The organism is Nocardiopsis sp. NPDC055551 (assembly GCF_053619415.1).
The window spans coordinates 352,187-369,237 of record NZ_JBSHJJ010000006.1; the positions used below are offsets into that span (position 1 = coordinate 352,187).

Here is a 17,051-nt window from a genome sequence, read left to right on the forward strand (position 1 = left end):
GACACCGTCGCCCCGCTCGACCGGATCACGTCCGGGTCGGCGGGGCGACGAAGTTCCCGGGCCCGGACGGGTCGGTCCGGGGCAGCACATAACCTGGACGCATGAGCCGACGTCAACTGGAGCGTGGGGCCGCGTTGCGGGGAGTGGTGACCCGTGACGCCATCGTGCCCCTCGACTCGGGTTTCCCCCTGGACGGCTCCGGTCCCGACTCCGACTGCGACATCCTGCACCTGGACATGGACGCGTTCTTCGCCAGCGTCGAACAGTTGCGCCGTCCCCAGGCGCGCGGCCGACCGGTGATCGTGGGCGGTACCGGGCCGCGCAGCGTCGTCTCCTCCGCCGACTACATCGCCCGCCGTCACGGCGTGCACTCGGCCATGCCCATGGCCCAGGCGATGCGTTTGTGCCCGCAGGCCCTGGTCTTCCCACCCGATGGCAAGGCGTACCGGCAGGCCTCCGAGGCCGTCATGGACATCCTGCGTTCGGTCACGCCGCTGGTGCAGCCGCTGTCCTTGGACGAGGCCTTCCTGGACGTGTCCGGTGCCCGTCGACGGCTGGGCGGTCCCGCCCGCATCGCGGCGATGATCCGGGAACGGGTCCGTCGCGAGCAGCGCCTGACCTGTTCGGTGGGGGTGGCGGCCACCCGTTTCGTGGCCAAGCTCGGCTCCACCCACTGCAAGCCCGACGGGATGTTGGTGGTGCCCACCGACACCGTTCAGGGTTTCCTGGACCCGTTGCCGGTGGGCGCCCTGCCGGGTGTGGGAGACAAGACCGAACGTGTGCTGGGCCGGCTGGGGCTGCGCACCGTAGGAGCCCTGGCCCGCACCGATCCCGAACTGCTGCGGATGGAGCTGGGAGACAAGGCCGGCACCCGCCTGACCGAACTGGCGCGTGGCCGGGACCCCAGCCCCGTGGTGCCGGACACACCGGACAAGAGCCTCGGCGCGGAGGAGACCTTCGCGGAGGACGTCGACGACCCCCAGACGATCGATCGCGAACTGCTGCGCCTCTCCGAGAAGGTGGCGCGCCGGTTGCGCGCCTCCGGCCAGATGGGGCGCACGGTGAGCCTGAAACTCCGTCGGGCCGACTTCTCCACCGTCACCCGCTCGCGCACCCTTCCCGAGGCCACCGACGTGGCCCGGGAGATCAGCACGGTGGCGCGTGAACTCCACGCCGCCTCGGGGCTCAAGGGCGTCCCACTGAGGTTGGTGGGTGTGCGGGTGGAGGGCGTGATCGCCGAGGGACAGAACCACCGACAGTTGGCACTGGGAGAGGAGGACACCGGTTGGCGTGACGTTGAACGGGTTATGGACCGTGTGACGGCACGTTTCGGGCCGGGCGCGATACAGTCGGCAGTGTTGGCCAAACGTGACGAAAACGACGTATGATACGGCAACTTCCGGGGCCCTCTGAGCGTTGTAAGAGTAGAACCGGAGTGCAGGGTAAGAAGAGAGGCATGGAAGCCGGTGTTTCCTCAAGAGGGCGAGGGTATCGTGGCTGTGGTGGGCCAGGTACACACGCAGCTTTTCTTTCCATCAGGCGCTAGCGCCCCGTATTCTGGGCATACCACCGAGCAAGAGACAGTTCATCAGTACCCGTCACCCCAACCGGGGACTGCCGTAGGGAGGCGCCGTGCCGCTCTCTGAACACGAGCAGCGCATGCTCGACCAGATCGAGCGGGCGCTGTACGCCGAGGACCCGAAGTTCGCCAACACCGTTCGGCAGACGAACCCCTCGGTGCATTACAAGCGCTGGATCATCAGGGCCGGGGCCGGTTTCATCACCGGTATCGTGCTGCTGCTTCTGGGACTGCTGCTGAGCAACCCCGACACCTCCATGGTGTTGCCGGTGAGCATCAGTGTCCTCGGTTTCGTCTTGATGCTGGCCTCCTTCCTCATGGGGGCCAACGCATGGCGCAAGGCGTCCGGAGGCGGTGCCGAGATGGCGGCCGAGGAACCCGAGCCCAAACGCCGCAAAGGCGATAAGCGGCCCGGGATGATGAACCGGTTCGAGGAGCGTTGGCGACGCCGCCAAGAGGGCGACGACCAGTAGACGACCGGTGACCGATCGGCGGGATCCGTTCCGCCCCGGGGCCGGGTGTTCCCCGAACACAAGAGGTTTCACGTAGGTGGGGCCCGTGGAGGACCGATGGTGGTCCTCCACGGGCCCCACCTACGTGTATGGGCCCTTCGTATGGCCCTGAAAGCCGTGCGGGCCTCAGGACGGGCGGGTCAGACCAGGCCGGGGACCGGCTCCGCCTCGACCCGGGGCCGACGCCAGGGTGCCAAGGATCGTGGCGCCAGCACCGCACGCCACCGCCGACCGGTCGTGACCGACCCGGACAGCGCCGCCACGACGGTGACCAGGTCACCCTGAAGCCCCTGAACGGGCCGCGGTTCGGGGGCGTATCGAGCACCCTCCTCGGCCAGGGCCAACCGCCACAGGGCATCCCCGGCCTCCTCCCCGAGCCCCCTCTCACCCACGGTGGCCAGCCGCGCGGCGGTACTTCGCGGACTCTCGGTCAGATCCCAGGTCATCCCCAGATCCAGACAGGTGTCGCGCAACTCCCGCCAGGCGGTGTGCGCGGCCGCCGGCCCACCGGTGATCACCGCGGACCGGCGTGCCCGGCGCAGGAGCGCGCGGACCAGCGCGGGCAGTGCCGCCGCCGACAACACCAACAGGCCGACCAGGAGCGCGACCGGCCACCCGGAAGGACCCTGACCACCGCTCACCGCGCCGGTCTCGTCCAACCCGTCGGCGGCCGCATCCGATCCCTCGTCCGGGGACTCGCTCGCCTCCGGGGTGGTGGAGGGCTCCTCCTCGGGTGACTCCTCGTCCTCGGGCTCGTCCTCGGTGTTCGGTTCGGGGGCGACGTTGTCCGGCAGTTCGTCCACCCCGGCGCTGTAGTCCGGCCGGGAGGCGGTGCCCTGCCCGCCGTCGGGGTCGGCCGGGGTGGGCTCGAACCGCACCCAGCCCGACCCCTCGAAGTAGAGCTCGGGCCAGGCGTGGGCGTCGCTCGCCGCCACCGTCCACCGGTCCTCACCGCTGGGCTTGCCCGCGGTGTAGCCCACCGCGACACGTGCGGGGATCCCGGCCTGTCTGGCCATGACCGCCATCGCGCCGGCGTACTGCTCGCAGTAGCCGATCCGGTCCTCGAAGAGGAAGTGGGTGAGCGGGTCGGTGCCCTCGGGTACCGGCGGCGGACTCAGGTCATAGGTGAAGTCCCCGCCGACGAAGAACTCCTGCAGGGCCAGGGCGCTCTCGTAGTCGGAGTCGGCGCCCTCGACGAGGGTGTCGGTGAGTTCTTGCACCCGCTCGTCCAGGTCCTGCGGCAGGTGAAGCCGGTCGTCGGTCAGGGAGCGCGGCGGCCCGGCGGTGTCCAGCTCGCGCGCCCCGGGCCGGTTCTCCGCGGAGGTCACCACGAAGTTGTAGCCGCTGGGCGGGGTCTCGGTGGTGAACACCATCAGGCTGCTCTCGTCCACGTACCAGTCCCCGGCGATCTCCACCGAGCGGGCCGGGTAGGGCAGTGGAAGGAAGTCCATCGGCGGGGTGTCGGAGTCCAGGGAGATCCGTGTGGTGACGAGCCCGTCCTCGTCGGGTTCGGCCGCCAGGCCCGGGGGAGTGGGCAGCGTACCGTCGACCCCGCTGTCCCGCCCCGCGTGCACCGGCGTCATCGTCCAGTTCTCACCGTCGAACTCGTCGAGGGCGAAGGTGCGCAGGTACTCGGGTTGCTCGTCGTCGGTCCGGTAGGTCAGCACGGTGCGGTCGGAGTCGGCCCCCAGGTCCCGGCGCAGGGACACCATCGGGTGGGTGGTGGTCACCGAGTCGTTGGCCACGATCCCGCTCTCGGCCAGCGTGTAGAGAGCGTCGGTGCGCAGCGAGGGCAGGGTCTGCGGCAGCGACAGGGCGAGGGAGACCGCCACCACCGAGACGGCGGCGGCCAGACCCACGCGACCGACCACGCCATCGGGGGGCGCGCCGGGCCCGCGCCCGGTGGAGACACGCGTCCCCCACTCGTGGGAACGGGCCCACATGTCCACCGCCAACAGGGCGAGGAAGCCGATCGCGGTGATCGCGGCCGGACCCCAGGACATCCCGGCGTCGTCCACGAACAGCGGCACCACCAGCAGCGAGAGCAACAGGCCACCGACCATGCCGGGGCAGCGGGCGGTCACGGCGAGGAAGTCCGCGGTCATCGTGAACACCATGAACACCATGGCGATGATCACGGTGAGCCCCGGCGTGGGCGATACCGGAGGGGTGTTGGTGCTGACGGTGTGCAGGCCCTCCACGAACAGGGCCCCGGTGTGGTCGAGCGTGTCCAGTGTGGGCAGGAAACCCAGAACGGTGGTCTCGGGAGCGAACAGCGGCGCGTACAGCAGCGACACCGCGAACAGCTGGAGGAAGGGCACGGCGAAGGCCCCGCCCACCAGCGACCGGTACGCCGTGGAGACGAGCGCGACCACCGTCATGAGCACGGCGGCCGGCACCCACCACGCGTCGCCGCGGACCAGGCCGCTCAACAGGGGGAGTGAGGCCAGCATCGTGACCAGGGTGGCCAGGGGCATCAACGCTCTCAACGCGGGCCCTCCCAGGGGTTCGGTGTCGCCGCGGCGGCGGGAGAGACGGCGCCGTGCCACAGGGCGGGAAGTTCGGCGGGCTCGGCGACGGGGAGGACCCGCCAGCCGTTGGCGGACAGCAGGTCGCCCACTCGTCGCGGGGCCTCGGCGTCGGGCCAGGCGGCGTTGACGCACAACACCGCCACCCGTGTCGCGGAACCGCCGACTCGGGACAGGGCGACGGCGTCTTCGGTGTCCAGGGCGCCCAGGACCGCGACGACCAGCCCGGCCGAGGTCCCGCGCACTCCCTCCAGTTCGGCGACGCCACCGCCGAGTCGGGAGGTGTCGGAGGCCTCCACCACGGCGAGTCCGTCCAACACACCGGTGGCGTGTTCGGTGGCCAGAGGGCCGCGATCGGTGTGGAAGCGCAGTTCGTGCCCGTGTTCGAGCACGTGCAGGGCCACCGACGCGGCCACGCTCACCGCCGTCTCCAGGGAGTCGCGCGGGCCGTCGCCGGCATGGGCGTCGACGCGGGTGTCGAGTAACAGGGTGCTGTGTTCGCGCCGGTGCTGTTCGTCCCGGCGCACCATCAGTTCGCCGTGCTTGGCGGTGGAACGCCAGTGCACCCGGCGCAGATCGTCGCCGTGGCGGTAGGCCCGGGGGATCGGGTCCTGCTCGCCGACACCGGTCACCGACCGCCGGGGGGCGTCCTCCCCGGGTGAGCCGTCGGTGGGGCCCCGCTCGGGCAGGGGTACGAAGCGGGGCGTGACCAACAAGGGGGTGGGTGAGCCCAGGGAACGGGTCACGCGAACACAACCCAGCGCGTCGAGCACGCTCACCCACAAGGGCCCCACCGGGTAGCGACCGCGAACGGGCGGACGCACCAGGTAGGTGATGTCGCTGACGGCGCGTGGCCCCAGGAAGCCGACGGTGAAACGGGGTTCGTGACCGAGTCGGACCGGCAGGGCGTCCTGGAGACGGACCCAGCCCACCGGCCAGACGGGGGAGCCGTTGCCGACGCGGACCAGGACCTGGGCCTCGGTGCCCGCGGGGATCCGGCGAGGGCGCAGGTCACGGCTTTCGACGATGCGCGCGGACGCTCCGATGAGCGTGAGCGCGCCGATCGCCGGCACCAGGATCAGGAGCAGTCCGACACCGACGATCTCGCGTTGACCGACGACGAGACCGCTCGCGAGCGCGACCGCTCCGAAGAACAGCATCAGGCCGCCACGGGCGGTGAGGGTGCGTTGCGGGCGCATCGTCCGTCTCTGGGTGGGATCGGGCGCTGCCGTAAGGGTCAGCGGGGTCCGGGCACGGGAAGTCGAGCGACCAGCTTGGCCACGATCTGTTCGGGACTGAGGCGTTCCATATGGGCCTCGGGTCCGGGCAGGAGCCGGTGGGCCAGGACGGGCACGGCCAACGTCTGCACGTCGTCGGGCACCACGTAGTGGCGGCCCTCCAAGGCGGCGTGGGCGCGGGCCGCGCGCACCAGGTGCAGGGTCGCGCGGGGGGAGGCGCCGAGCTTGAGTTCGGGCGCGGTACGGGTGGAGTTGACCAGGTCGACGACGTAGCGGCGCATGCCGGGGGCGACGTGGACGTGCTGGACCCGTTCGACCAGGTCCCGGATCTCGGCGGCGTTGGTGACGGGGGCCAGGTCCTCCAACGGGGAGCGTGACCCGTGGGAGTCGATCATGTCGAGTTCGGCCTGCGGCGAGGGGTACCCGACCGAGACGCGGGCCATGAACCGGTCCCGCTGCGCCTCGGGCAGGGCGTAGGTGCCCTCCATGTCCGAGGGGTTCTGGGTGGCCACCACCATGAAGGGGCGCTCCAGGGCGCGGGTCTCGCCGTCCACGCTGACCTGTCGTTCGGCCATGCACTCCAGCAGGGCCGACTGGGTCTTGGGCGAGGCCCGGTTGATCTCGTCGCCGAGGACGATGTTGGCGAACACCGGGCCCGGGTTGAACTCGAACTCGCCGCGGTCCTGGTGGTAGACGCTGACGCCCGTGATGTCGCTGGGCAGCAGGTCCGGGGTGAATTGGACGCGTTGGACCGAACAGTCCACCGCCCGTCCCAGGGCTTTGGCCAGCATGGTCTTGCCCACGCCGGGGACGTCTTCGATGAGCAGGTGGCCCTCGGCGAGCAGAACGGTCAGCGTGATGCGCAGAACGTCGGGTTTGCCTTCGATGACCGTCTCGATCGCGTCGCGGACGCGGTCGGCCACGGTCGCGACGGCGTCCACGTCCTCTCGGACGTCACCCCCGTGACCGTCGTGCTGTGTGCCGAGTGACACGAGACCCCTCTCGCTCCATATGCCTCGGTGTATCGATCCGAGGCTAGGCCCAATCAGGCCCTAAGCAAACCAAAGTGCCGAAATAGGCTGTGGAATGGGGGACCTGCGGAGCAATGTTCCACATGGTCCGGAATGGTGCTTCTGATCATCGGTGGGAGCGGGGGTCCGGGAAGCCGGGCGGATGCGAGGAGCCGGCCGGGGGTGGCGCCGCGGCGCCCGGGCCCTCCGCCGCCCCACCCGAACACCACTGCTGTGACCTGCGCATTCAACGATCCTTCCAGTGCCGCGCGCCGATTTGAACTGTTGACGGTGGGGGAGAGTGGAGTAAGGTGGAGCAGCGTGGAGAGGGTGAATTCTCCACTCGGGGGGTGAGGGGGTGAGCGTGTGTTCCTCGGCACCCACACACCTCGCCTCGATCAGAAGGGACGGCTGTTCCTTCCCGCGAAGTACCGCGACGAACTGTCGGGGGGTGTGGTGATCACGAAGGGCCAGGAGCGCTGCCTCTATGTCTTTCCGACGGACGAGTTCGCTCGTCTGACCGCAGCCCTGAGCTCCGCACCGGTCACCGCCAAGGCGGTTCGCGACTACGGCCGGATTCTCTTCGCCGGCGCGTCGGATCAGGACTGCGACAAGCAGGGCAGGGTCACCGTCCCGCCGAAACTGCGCGAGTACGCGGGCCTGGACCGGGAGTGCGTCGTCATCGGCGCCAACACGCGTTTGGAGATCTGGGACTCCCAGGCGTGGTCGGACTACGAGGCCGAACAGGAGCAGGAGTTCGCGCAACTCTCAGAGGAGGTGCTGCCCGGGGTGCTGTGAGCGGGGCGGTCCTTTCTGCGCCGCGCGGACGGCACTACGTCCATGCAATGCCGGGACCGGCGGTGGTCTCCGGACACGAGACACGAGCTGGCGCGACTTCCCCGGTGCCAGGTCGTGGACGCTGGACCCACCGAAGGGTGGACAATAGCGGCCGTGTCCGGAGGCCCACCGGTGACTCCCGGCCGGGCCACGCGAAGGACACCGTGACGCGCCCCCGGGGCGCGCTCATGGACTCAGGGGGAGACCGCGACAGCGTGGAGGAACAGCACCGCATGGGGGAGACCCGCAAGCACGACCGTCCCGACGGGGACGAAGCGTCACAGGACCACGACGACCTCGGTGACACCGCGCAGGCCCATGTGCCGGTGATGCTGGACCGGATCGTCGAACTGCTCGCCCCGGCGCTCACCCGCCCCGACGCGGTGCTCGTCGACGGCACCCTCGGCCTGGGCGGCCACTCCGAGGCACTGCTCAAGGCCTGCCCGAACCTGCGGCTGGTCGGTGTGGACCGCGACACCACCGCTTTGGAGCGCAGCGCCGAACGACTGAAGCCCTTCGCCGACCGCACCCACTTCGTGCACGCGGTCTACTCGGAGATCCCGCGGGCCCTGGACGAGGCCGGGTTCGACCGGGCCGACGCCGTCCTGCTCGACCTGGGGGTCTCCTCACCCCAGCTGGACGAGAGCGACCGCGGGTTCGCCTACGCCCAGGACGCGCCCTTGGACATGCGCATGGACCGCACCCAGGGACTCACCGCCGAAGAGGTCGTCAACGACTATCCCGTCGGTGAGCTCATCCGTGTCCTGCGCAACTACGGCGAGGAACGCTTCGCGCCGCGCGTGGCCAAGGCCATCGAACGCCGCCGCGCGCAGGGCCGCATCACCTCCACCAGGGAACTGGCCGACCTGGTCCGCGAGTCCATCCCCGCCGCCACCAGGCGTACCGGAGGGCACCCCGCCAAGCGCGCCTTCCAGGGGCTGCGCATCGAGGTCAACGCCGAACTGTCCATCCTCAAGGAGACCCTGCCCGCCGCCCTGTCCCGGCTGGCCATGGGCGGACGCATCGCGGTGCTGTCCTACCACTCCCTCGAAGACCGGATGACCAAGAAGGCCTTCGCCGCGCTGGCCACCGACACCACGCCTCCCGACCTCCCGGTCCCTCTCCCGGACCGGCAACCGGAACTGAAGCTCCTCACCAGGGGCGCCGAACTCCCCACGGACGAAGAGAACGAACGCAATCCGCGCGCGCAGTCAGCCCGGCTCCGGGCGGCCGAGCGTGTGCGCGAACCGTCGCGGCAGTAGGGAGAACAGATGGGCACGAAGACGGACACCCGCCGCAACGGCAAGGACCGCGGACGCACCGGGACCACCACCCGTACCGCCGCGCCCCCACGCTCGGTGCGCACCAAGGCGCCGGCCGCCAAGGCACGCGCGACGGGGGGAGCCGCGGCGAGTCGCGCCCCGAAGATCCCCTTCGTGCTACTCATCCTCTGCCTGTTGGGCGGGGCCCTCATCAGCCTGCTGCTGCTGCGCAGTCTCGTGGCGCAGGAGGCCTACGCCATCACCAGCCTGCAGTCGGAGAACCGCGAGATGTCCTACGAGGAACAGCGGCTCCAGGAGTCCGTCGCCCACCTGGAGACCTCCGACCGCATCGCGGAGGAGGCGGAGGAGATGGGGATGGAGCCGGGCGAGGCCCCGCTCTTCCTGGACTTGGACAACGGTGAGATCACCGGGGACGCTGGGAGCGATGATTGAGCACGCCTCGGGACCGACGCCCACGTGACCCCCGCCGACCCGGAGCGACCAGCCGCTCCGGGTCGCGGCCGAACAAGGGCTCACAGAGGAGACCGAACCGGCCGGCCCAGAGCGGGCGGGCTCGGGCCGGTGGCGGATCCGGTGGCACGGGCCGTCCGGTACGGCGGGGGGAACGCCCCCGCCGTCGGTCGAGTCCGCCGCCGCCCCCACCGTTGCTGCGTCGTACCTTCCGAGCCGGCGACCCGCGTAAGCGGATCAAGGCCGGTGGGGTCATCATCGTGGTGATCCTGATGCTGTTCGCCGGACGCCTCACCCAGATCCAGGGGATCGACGCCGAGACCTACGCCGAGGCCGCGGCGAACCTGCGCATGCAGACCATCGACATCCCCACCCTGCGCGGGCAGATCACCGACTCCGAAGGCAACCCCTTCGCCCTGTCGGTGGAGGTCCGCAACGTCTTCGTCGACCCCGAGGAGGTCGCGGAGGACGAACGGGACCGGCTCATCGACGAACTGGTGAGCCGCTTCGACCTGGAAGAGCAGGACGTGACGGCCAAGGTCGACGCCAAGCCGAGCCGCTACCAGATCGTGGCGAAGGACATCTCGCCCGGCGACTGGGGGGAGTTCAGGGAGCTCGGCCTGAGCGGAGTGGGCGCCGACGTCGACTACAACCGGGTCTACCCCGACGAGACCGGTGCCTCCGACCTGATCGGTTTCGTCGGTGCCGAGGGGCACGGCCTCGAAGGCCTGGAGGGCTACATGGACTCCACGCTCGCCGGTGAGGCCGGCAAGCGGCAGGTCGAGGTCGGCCAGGACGGCACCCAGATCCCCATGGCCGGCGGTCTGGTGCGCGAACCCGAGGCCGGTCAGGACGTACGCCTGACCCTGGACCGTGACCTGCAGTGGTACGCCCAACAGGCGTTGGCGAACCGGGTCGAGGAGCTGGAGGCCGAAGCGGGCAGCGTCGTGGTCTCCAACAAGGAGGGGGAGATCCTGGCCATGGCCGACTTCCCCACCTACGACCAGACCGACATCGCCTCCTCCGAGCCCGAGGACCGGAGCAACGGGTCGGTGGCCTCCACCTTCGAGCCCGGCAGCACCAACAAGGTCATCACCTTGGCGGCCGCCCTGGAGGAGCAGAAGACCACCCCGGAGACGGTCTACACCGTGCCCTACGCGCTCCAGTACTACGACCAGACCTTCCGCAACTCCAGCAACGACGGCACCCAGCGCCTGACCACCAACGGGATCATGGCCCAGTCCAGCAACGTGGGCACGATCAAGATCGCCGATCAGGTGGGCGCCTCGGTCCTGCACCGCTACATGACGAACTTCGGTCTGGGACAGCCCACGGGCCTGGCCCTGCCGGGTGAGGAGGCCGGTGTGCTCAGCGATCCCGACGACTGGTGGGGCACCCAGCTGCCGTCGGTGTCCATCGGACACGGTCTGTCGGTCAACGCCGTGCAGATGGCCTCGGTCTACGCCACCGTGGCCAACGGGGGAGTGCGGGTCGAACCGACGCTCGTCTCGGGAACGGTCGACCCGGAGGGCGAGTTCACCAAGGCCGAGGAGCCCGCCCGTCAACGGGTGATCAGCGAGGAGACCGCCGAACAGCTCCAACTGATGCTGGAGGCGGTCACCAGTGACGAGGGAACCGCGCCGCAGGCCCGCATCGACGGCTATCGGGTGGCCGGCAAGACCGGCACCGCCAACCGGATCGACCCGGAGACGGGCCGCTACGACGAGGGCGGCTACACGGCCACCTTCGCCGGGTTCGCCCCCGCGGACGACCCGGAACTGGTGGTCCAGGTGGTGCTGCACAACCCGCAGGGCACCTACTACGGCGGTGAGGCGGCGGGCCCGGTGTTCAACGACATCATGTCCTTCGCGCTGAAGTCCTACAAGGTCCCCCCGACCGACGAGGAGGCCCCGGCCATCCGCCTGGTGGAGGACGAGGACGCCGACGGCTGACACGCGCACCACCCGGGGCGGGCCGCCTGCCGGCCCGCCCCGGGGTACGCCGTCCTAGCCGGGGTGGCGGTCGTCCACGGCTTCGCGGAGGGCACGGATGTGGGCGGGGCCGGTACGGCAGCAACCGCCCACCAGCACGGCGCCGTCCGAGCACCAACCGGCCGCCGCCGCGGCGAAGCCCTCGATGTCGGTGGCACCGGCCCACGTCCGGCGTCGGGCGTCCCACACCTCACCCGAGTTCGGGTAGGCCACCGAGGCCAGACCCACCGAGGCCACCTCCCGCACCAGGGCGGACACGTTCGACGGCGGAACGCAGTTCACGCCCACGGCCACCACCCGCCCCCGCCGGTACAACGGCGCCAATCCCTCCGCCACCTTGCGCAGCGGCGTGCCATCGGCGATCCGAGTGTCGTCGGCGCACGAGAAGGAGAACCACGCACGGACCCCCGGAGTCTCCGCCACCAGGCGGGCCAGTGCCCGGGCCTCGGCGGCCGACGGCAGCGTCTCGCAGGCCACCAGATCCGCACCGGAGTCGGTGAGCACCCGCCACCGCTCCCGGTGCCACCGGTACAGCCCCTCCTCGTCCAGGTCGTAGTCGCCGGTGTACTCCGACCCGTCCGCCAGGGCCGCGCCATAGGGGCCCACGCCCGCCGCCACCAGACCCGAGCCGAACGCGTCCCGTTCGGTCACCGCCAGTTCCACCGACCGCGCCAGCAACCCCAAGGCCTCGGCGCGCGAGTACCCATGGGCGGTGAACCCGTCGACGCTCGCCTGATAGCCGGCGGCGATCGCCACGTCCGCGCCGGCCTCGAAGTAGTCGCGGTGCACCCGCGCGATCAGTTCCGGCTCCCGCGCCAACAGTCGGGCCGACCACAGACCATCTCCCAGGTCACGGCCGTAGGCCTCCAACCGCGTCGCGAGTCCGCCGTCCAACACCAGTGCCCGGTTCGCCAACGTGACCACCCTTCTCGACCCACCTGTCCCAACCCGGACGAAAGGCCACACCATCCCCTGCCGGGGAAACGCGGACCGGCCCAGCGTGGAAATTACCGACCGGCCCCCCACAGCCGTTAATCTCCAGACGTGCCACCGGTAATGCGACCTGAACACTCCAAACTCCGTCCACTGTCCGACCTGGCGACGAAGCTCGGTCCGGACACCACCCTGCTGCGCCCGGACCTGGATCCGGACCGGCCCGCGGACATGCCTCCACGTGAGATCCACGTCCGCGGCATCACCCACGACTCTCGACAGGTCGGCCAAGGCGACCTGTACGTCGCCCTGCCCGGAACCCGCGTCCACGGCGCCCGGTTCTCCCGGCAGGCGGCCGACGCCGAGGCCGCCGCGATCCTGACCGACGCCGACGGCGCCGACGAGGCCGTGGCGACCGGCCTGCCCGTGGTCGTGGTCCCCGACGCGCGCGCCGCGCTCGGCACGGTCGCCGCCTGGGTCTTCGACGAGCCCGCCCGCGACCTGCTCCTGGTCGGGACCACGGGCACCAGCGGCAAGACCACGATCAGCTACCTGATCGAGTCCGGGATGCGCCAGGCCGGGATGAGCACCGGCCTGATCGGCACCGTGGAGATGCGGGTGGGCGACGAACGCGTCGCCTCCTCCCTGACCACGCCGGAGGCCACCGACCTGCACGGCCTCTTCGCCGTCATGGCCGAACGCGGCGTCACCGCCGCCGCCATGGAGGTCTCCAGCCACGCCCTCGCCCTGGGCCGGGTCGGTGGCGCCCGCTTCGACGTGGCGATCTTCACCAACCTGTCCCAGGACCACCTGGACTTCCACTCGGACCTGCGCGACTACTTCGACACCAAGGCGCTCCTGTTCACCCCCGAGTACTGCGACATCGCGGTGGTCAACGTCGATGACCGCTTCGGTCGCGCACTGGTGGACATGGTGCAGCCACGCGGGGACGTCCCCGTCACCACCTTCGCCGTGGAGGGCTTCTCCGACGCCGACCCCGAGAGCGCCATGGAAGCGGACTGGAACGCCGTGGACGTCCACCTGGGGGCCACCGGCAGCACCTTCCGCGTCGTCGGACCCGGCGGCATGGAGGCCAAGGCGTCCGTGGCGCTACCGGGACCCTTCAACGTCTCCAACGCCATGGCCGCCATCGTCGGTCTGGTCGAGGCGGGTCTTCCGATGGAGACGGCCATCGCCGGAGTCGCCGCGGCGCCCGGCGTCCCGGGCCGTATGGAACAGGTGGAGGCCCGCGAGGCGGCGCAGCCACAGGACTTCACCGCGCTGGTCGACTACTCGCACAAACCCGGCGCCATCGAAGCCGTCCTGAGCGCCCTGCGCGCCACCACCGAGGGACGGGTCACCATGGTGGTCGGCTGTGGCGGTGACCGTGACCGGGCCAAACGCCCGCTCATGGGCGAGGCCGCCGCGCGCCTGGCCGACCACCTGATCATCACCAACGACAACCCGCGTACCGAGGACCCGGTGACGATCGCCACGGCGATGCTCGAAGGGGTCGCCAAGGTCCCCGAGGATCGACGGGCACGTGTCACCGTGGAGTTCGACCGGGCCGAGGCGATCGGTCTGGGCGTGGCCCGCACCGGCCCCGGCGACGTCGTCGTGGTCGCCGGAAAGGGCCACGAGACCGGCCAGTACGTCAAGGGCGAGGTCCTGCCCTTCGACGATCGTGAGGTGCTGCGCGGGGCCATCGAGGACGCGCTGCGCATCCGGGCCGGGCAACGGCTCGGGGACGCCCTCCGGGACGTACACCGCGCACCGGACCAGGGCTGACACTCCGACACACCGAAGACGCGCCGAAAATGGTGCCGTCCACTCACCGGGACACGGCCTGTGGCCGTGTCCCGGTCACATCGAGCGCCCTGACGTGTGCGTATCACTCTCGGTATGGCCCTTGGCGGTTACGAAGTGGAGCATATTGGCGTTCACAGGGCCCCGTCGGGACCCCGGACGCCCCAACATGTTCTAAGGTAGGTCCGGCAATCGCAGCCCGATAGTGCCGCCCCACGTGGCGCCCATGACCCGGCATCGTCGGGTCGTCAGTGGCCCGGTGTGGCACCGCGCGCACGGTATCCGCGGTGCCATCCCCTGACCCGAAACCCGAGGCCGGGTGGCCAATGCCCTTGGGGCGCTGTGGGCCGGGCCTGACCTGAGGAGTGGATTTGATCGCGCTCACGCTCGATCGGATCGCTGAGATCACCCAAACCGCCATCGGCGGATCAGCGCCCCCGGACGCCGTCGTCGACGGCCCCGTCGTCATCGACTCCCGACTGGTGGAGTCCGGAGCGCTCTTCGTCGCGCTCAACGGAGAGAGGGTCGACGGACACGACTTCGCCGAGTCCGCGGTGGCGGCCGGGGCGGTCGCCGTCCTGGCCTCGCGCCCGGTCCCCGCACCGCACCTGCTGGTGGACGGCGGAGACGACGAGGTCGTAGCGGCCCTGGCCCGTCTGGCCAGGTACGTGGCCGGTGAACTCGGCGATCCGACGCGCGAGGACGCCACGACGCGGATCGTCGGCGTCACCGGCTCCTCCGGCAAGACCACGACCAAGGACCTCATCGCCCAGGTCGTGGGTCGTATGGGGGCCACCGTGGCCCCGGCCGGCTCCTTCAACAACGAGATCGGCCACCCGCTCACGGTGCTGCGTGCCGACACCGACACCCGCCACCTGATCCTGGAGGTCGCCGCGCGCGGCATCGGGCACATCGCCCACCTGTGCCGCGTCGCCCCGCCCCGGATCGGCGTGGTGCTCAACGTCGGCAGCGCGCACATGGGCGAATTCGGTGGCCGCGACGCCATCGCCAAGGCCAAGGGAGAACTCGTCGAGGCGCTCCCGGCCGGCTCCGAGCGGCGCGGCACGGGCGGCCTGGCCGTCCTCAACGCCGACGACCCGCTGGTCCGCGCCATGGCCTCCCGCACCGACGCGCGCGTCGTCCTCTACGGCACCGCCGAGGACGCCCACGTGCGCGCCACCGACATCACCACCCAAGACAGCGGAGCCCCGGCGTTCACGCTGCACCTGAACGGCCGCTCGACCCGGGTCCGACTGGGACTGGTCGGCGCCCACCAGGTGAGCAACGCCCTGGCCACCGCCGCCGTCGCCGACGAGCTCGGCATGGACATCGAAGACATCGCCGCAGCCCTCGGCGCGGCCACCCCGGTCAGCCGTTGGCGGATGGAGGTCACCGAACACGACGGTGTCACCCTCGTCAACGACGCCTACAACGCCAACCCCGAATCGATGCGGGCCGCGCTGACCACCCTGGCCTCCTTGGCCAGGGAACGCCGCGCCATCGCCGTGCTCGCCCATATGGCGGAGCTCGGGGAAGAGGGCGACGCCGAACACGAGAAGATCGGCGAGTTCGTCGCCGACATCGGCGTGGACCACCTGGTCGTGGTCGGGGAGGCGGCCGAGGGCATCGCCATCGGTGCCGAACGCGCCGCCGACCGGTGGAGCGGTGAGAGCATCCGAGTTCCCGACGCCGAGGCGGCAGCCGAAGCGGTGCGCGAGCGGATGCGCACAGGAGACGTCGTCATTGTGAAGGGATCGCGCGTGGCTGCGCTCGAAAGGGTTATCGACCTCATCACCAAGGGTGATGACCAATGATCGGGATCACCATCGCGGCGGCGCTCGCGCTGATCGTCTCCATGCTGCTGATGCCGCCGCTCATCAAGCTCCTGTACCGGTTCAAGTTCGGACAGGAGGTCCGCGACGACGGACCCGAGGGTCACAAGACCAAGCAGGGCACGCCCACCATGGGCGGCATCGTCATCATCCTCGGTGCGGTGATCGGTTACTTCGGCTCCCACCTGGTGCTGTGGATCGTCCAGCCGACGGCCTCCGGGCCCACGGCCTCCGGTCTGCTGGTGATGTTCCTGTTCGTCGGCATGGGCTGTGTCGGCTTCCTCGACGACTTCATCAAGATCTACAAGCGCCGCAGCCTGGGTCTGCGCAGTGGCGCCAAGATGGTCGGTCAGGCCGTCATCGGTGTGGGCTTCGCCTACGGCGTCACCCAGTTCCCCAACGGGTACGGCTACACCCCGGCCGCCCCCCAGCTGTCCTTCCTGCGCGACTTCGGACCGCCGCTGATGATCGGCGTGTTCGTCATCTGGGCGCTGTTCCTCATCGTCGGGTTCTCCAACGCGGTGAACCTCACCGACGGTCTGGACGGCCTGGCCACCGGCGCGGTCATCCTGTCGCTGGCCGCCTACGTCATCATCGGCAACTGGCAGCTGCGACAGTCCTGCGTGGAGGCCCTCACCTCCAGCTGTTACACGGTCCGCGACCCCCTGGACCTGGCCGTCGTGGCCTCCGCCGTGCTCGGCTCCTGCATCGCCTTCCTGTGGTTCAACGCGCCCCCGGCGAAGATCTTCATGGGCGACACCGGTTCGCTGGCCCTGGGCGGTCTCATCGTGGGTCTGGCCATCACCACCCGCACCCAGCTCCTGCTGCTGATCATCGGTGGACTGTTCGTCATCATCACCCTGTCCGTGATGATCCAGATCACGTCGTTCCGCCTCACCGGCAAACGCGTGTTCCGCATGGCGCCACTGCAGCACCACTTCGAGCTCAAGGGCTGGGCCGAACCGACCATCGTGATCCGTTTCTGGATCATCCAAGGTCTGTTCATGGCGGTGGCGATCGGCCTGTTCTACCTCGAATGGATGCCAAGCTAG

The 17,051-nt window shown here is 70.2% G+C and carries 13 protein-coding genes; 9 read left to right on the forward strand and 4 right to left on the reverse strand.

The window, feature by feature from the left end; all coding sequences use genetic code 11:
• Positions 1 to 101 precede the first annotated feature (101 nt).
• Together ACWGSK_RS13725 and ACWGSK_RS13730 are read left to right on the forward strand one after the other, a co-directional pair.
• Positions 102 to 1,388 (forward strand): DNA polymerase IV, encoded by a 1,287-nt coding sequence (locus ACWGSK_RS13725; protein ID WP_358507562.1) that lies wholly within the window; start codon positions 102 to 104, stop codon positions 1,386 to 1,388.
• A gap of 244 nt (positions 1,389 to 1,632) precedes the next feature.
• Complete coding sequence (locus tag ACWGSK_RS13730; RefSeq protein ID WP_358507564.1) at positions 1,633 to 2,052, forward strand: DUF3040 domain-containing protein; 420 nt, start codon at positions 1,633 to 1,635, stop codon at positions 2,050 to 2,052.
• Positions 2,053 to 2,231: 179 nt separating this feature from the next.
• Here the strand turns inward: ACWGSK_RS13730 and ACWGSK_RS13735 are convergent, their stop codons facing one another.
• The 3 genes from ACWGSK_RS13735 to ACWGSK_RS13745 are packed head-to-tail and all read right to left on the reverse strand — an operon-like array spanning position 2,232 to position 6,849.
• Positions 2,232 to 4,568 (reverse strand): transglutaminase family protein, encoded by a 2,337-nt coding sequence (locus ACWGSK_RS13735; protein WP_452455964.1) that lies wholly within the window; start codon positions 4,566 to 4,568, stop codon positions 2,232 to 2,234.
• Between the two features lie 8 nt (positions 4,569 to 4,576).
• A complete protein-coding gene (locus tag ACWGSK_RS13740) occupies positions 4,577 to 5,818 on the reverse strand; it encodes a DUF58 domain-containing protein (protein WP_358507566.1) in 1,242 nt (413 codons plus the stop codon).
• Positions 5,819 to 5,856: 38 nt separating this feature from the next.
• Positions 5,857 to 6,849, reverse strand: coding sequence for an AAA family ATPase (locus tag ACWGSK_RS13745; protein ID WP_358507568.1), 993 nt, complete (start codon positions 6,847 to 6,849; stop codon positions 5,857 to 5,859).
• A 384-nt stretch (positions 6,850 to 7,233) separates the two neighbouring features.
• Between ACWGSK_RS13745 and mraZ the strand changes: the two genes are divergently transcribed.
• The 4 genes from mraZ (at position 7,234) to ACWGSK_RS13765 (ending at position 11,389) form a co-directional block, all read left to right on the forward strand.
• The gene (gene mraZ, locus ACWGSK_RS13750; RefSeq protein ID WP_358507570.1) at positions 7,234 to 7,665 is read left to right on the forward strand and encodes a division/cell wall cluster transcriptional repressor MraZ; all 432 of its coding nucleotides are present in this window, start codon (positions 7,234 to 7,236) and stop codon (positions 7,663 to 7,665) included.
• Positions 7,666 to 7,937: 272 nt separating this feature from the next.
• Complete coding sequence (gene rsmH / locus ACWGSK_RS13755; protein WP_358507637.1) at positions 7,938 to 8,966, forward strand: 16S rRNA (cytosine(1402)-N(4))-methyltransferase RsmH; 1,029 nt, start codon at positions 7,938 to 7,940, stop codon at positions 8,964 to 8,966.
• Positions 8,967 to 8,975: 9 nt separating this feature from the next.
• Positions 8,976 to 9,419, forward strand: a complete 444-nt coding sequence (locus ACWGSK_RS13760; RefSeq protein WP_358507572.1) for a hypothetical protein — start codon at positions 8,976 to 8,978, stop codon at positions 9,417 to 9,419.
• Positions 9,416 to 11,389, forward strand: coding sequence for a peptidoglycan D,D-transpeptidase FtsI family protein (locus ACWGSK_RS13765; protein WP_358507574.1), 1,974 nt, complete (start codon positions 9,416 to 9,418; stop codon positions 11,387 to 11,389). Before ACWGSK_RS13760 ends, ACWGSK_RS13765 begins: the two co-directional genes overlap by 4 nt.
• A gap of 54 nt (positions 11,390 to 11,443) precedes the next feature.
• Here ACWGSK_RS13765 and mmuM read toward each other — a convergent pair whose 3' ends face one another.
• On the reverse strand, positions 11,444 to 12,397 hold the full coding sequence (gene mmuM / locus ACWGSK_RS13770) for a homocysteine S-methyltransferase (RefSeq protein ID WP_452455948.1): 954 nt from the start codon (positions 12,395 to 12,397) through the stop codon (positions 11,444 to 11,446).
• A gap of 87 nt (positions 12,398 to 12,484) precedes the next feature.
• Between mmuM and ACWGSK_RS13775 the strand changes: the two genes are divergently transcribed.
• From ACWGSK_RS13775 to mraY, 3 genes are all read left to right on the forward strand, one after another.
• Positions 12,485 to 14,149 (forward strand): UDP-N-acetylmuramoyl-L-alanyl-D-glutamate--2,6-diaminopimelate ligase, encoded by a 1,665-nt coding sequence (locus ACWGSK_RS13775; protein ID WP_358507578.1) that lies wholly within the window; start codon positions 12,485 to 12,487, stop codon positions 14,147 to 14,149.
• 389 nt (positions 14,150 to 14,538) lie between these two features.
• Positions 14,539 to 15,981, forward strand: a complete 1,443-nt coding sequence (locus tag ACWGSK_RS13780; RefSeq protein WP_358507580.1) for a UDP-N-acetylmuramoyl-tripeptide--D-alanyl-D-alanine ligase — start codon at positions 14,539 to 14,541, stop codon at positions 15,979 to 15,981.
• Positions 15,978 to 17,051 carry a phospho-N-acetylmuramoyl-pentapeptide-transferase gene (mraY, locus tag ACWGSK_RS13785; protein WP_358507582.1) on the forward strand — a complete coding sequence of 358 codons (1,074 nt, stop codon included), beginning with the start codon at positions 15,978 to 15,980 and terminating at the stop codon, positions 17,049 to 17,051. The genes ACWGSK_RS13780 and mraY overlap by 4 nt, the downstream gene beginning before the upstream one ends.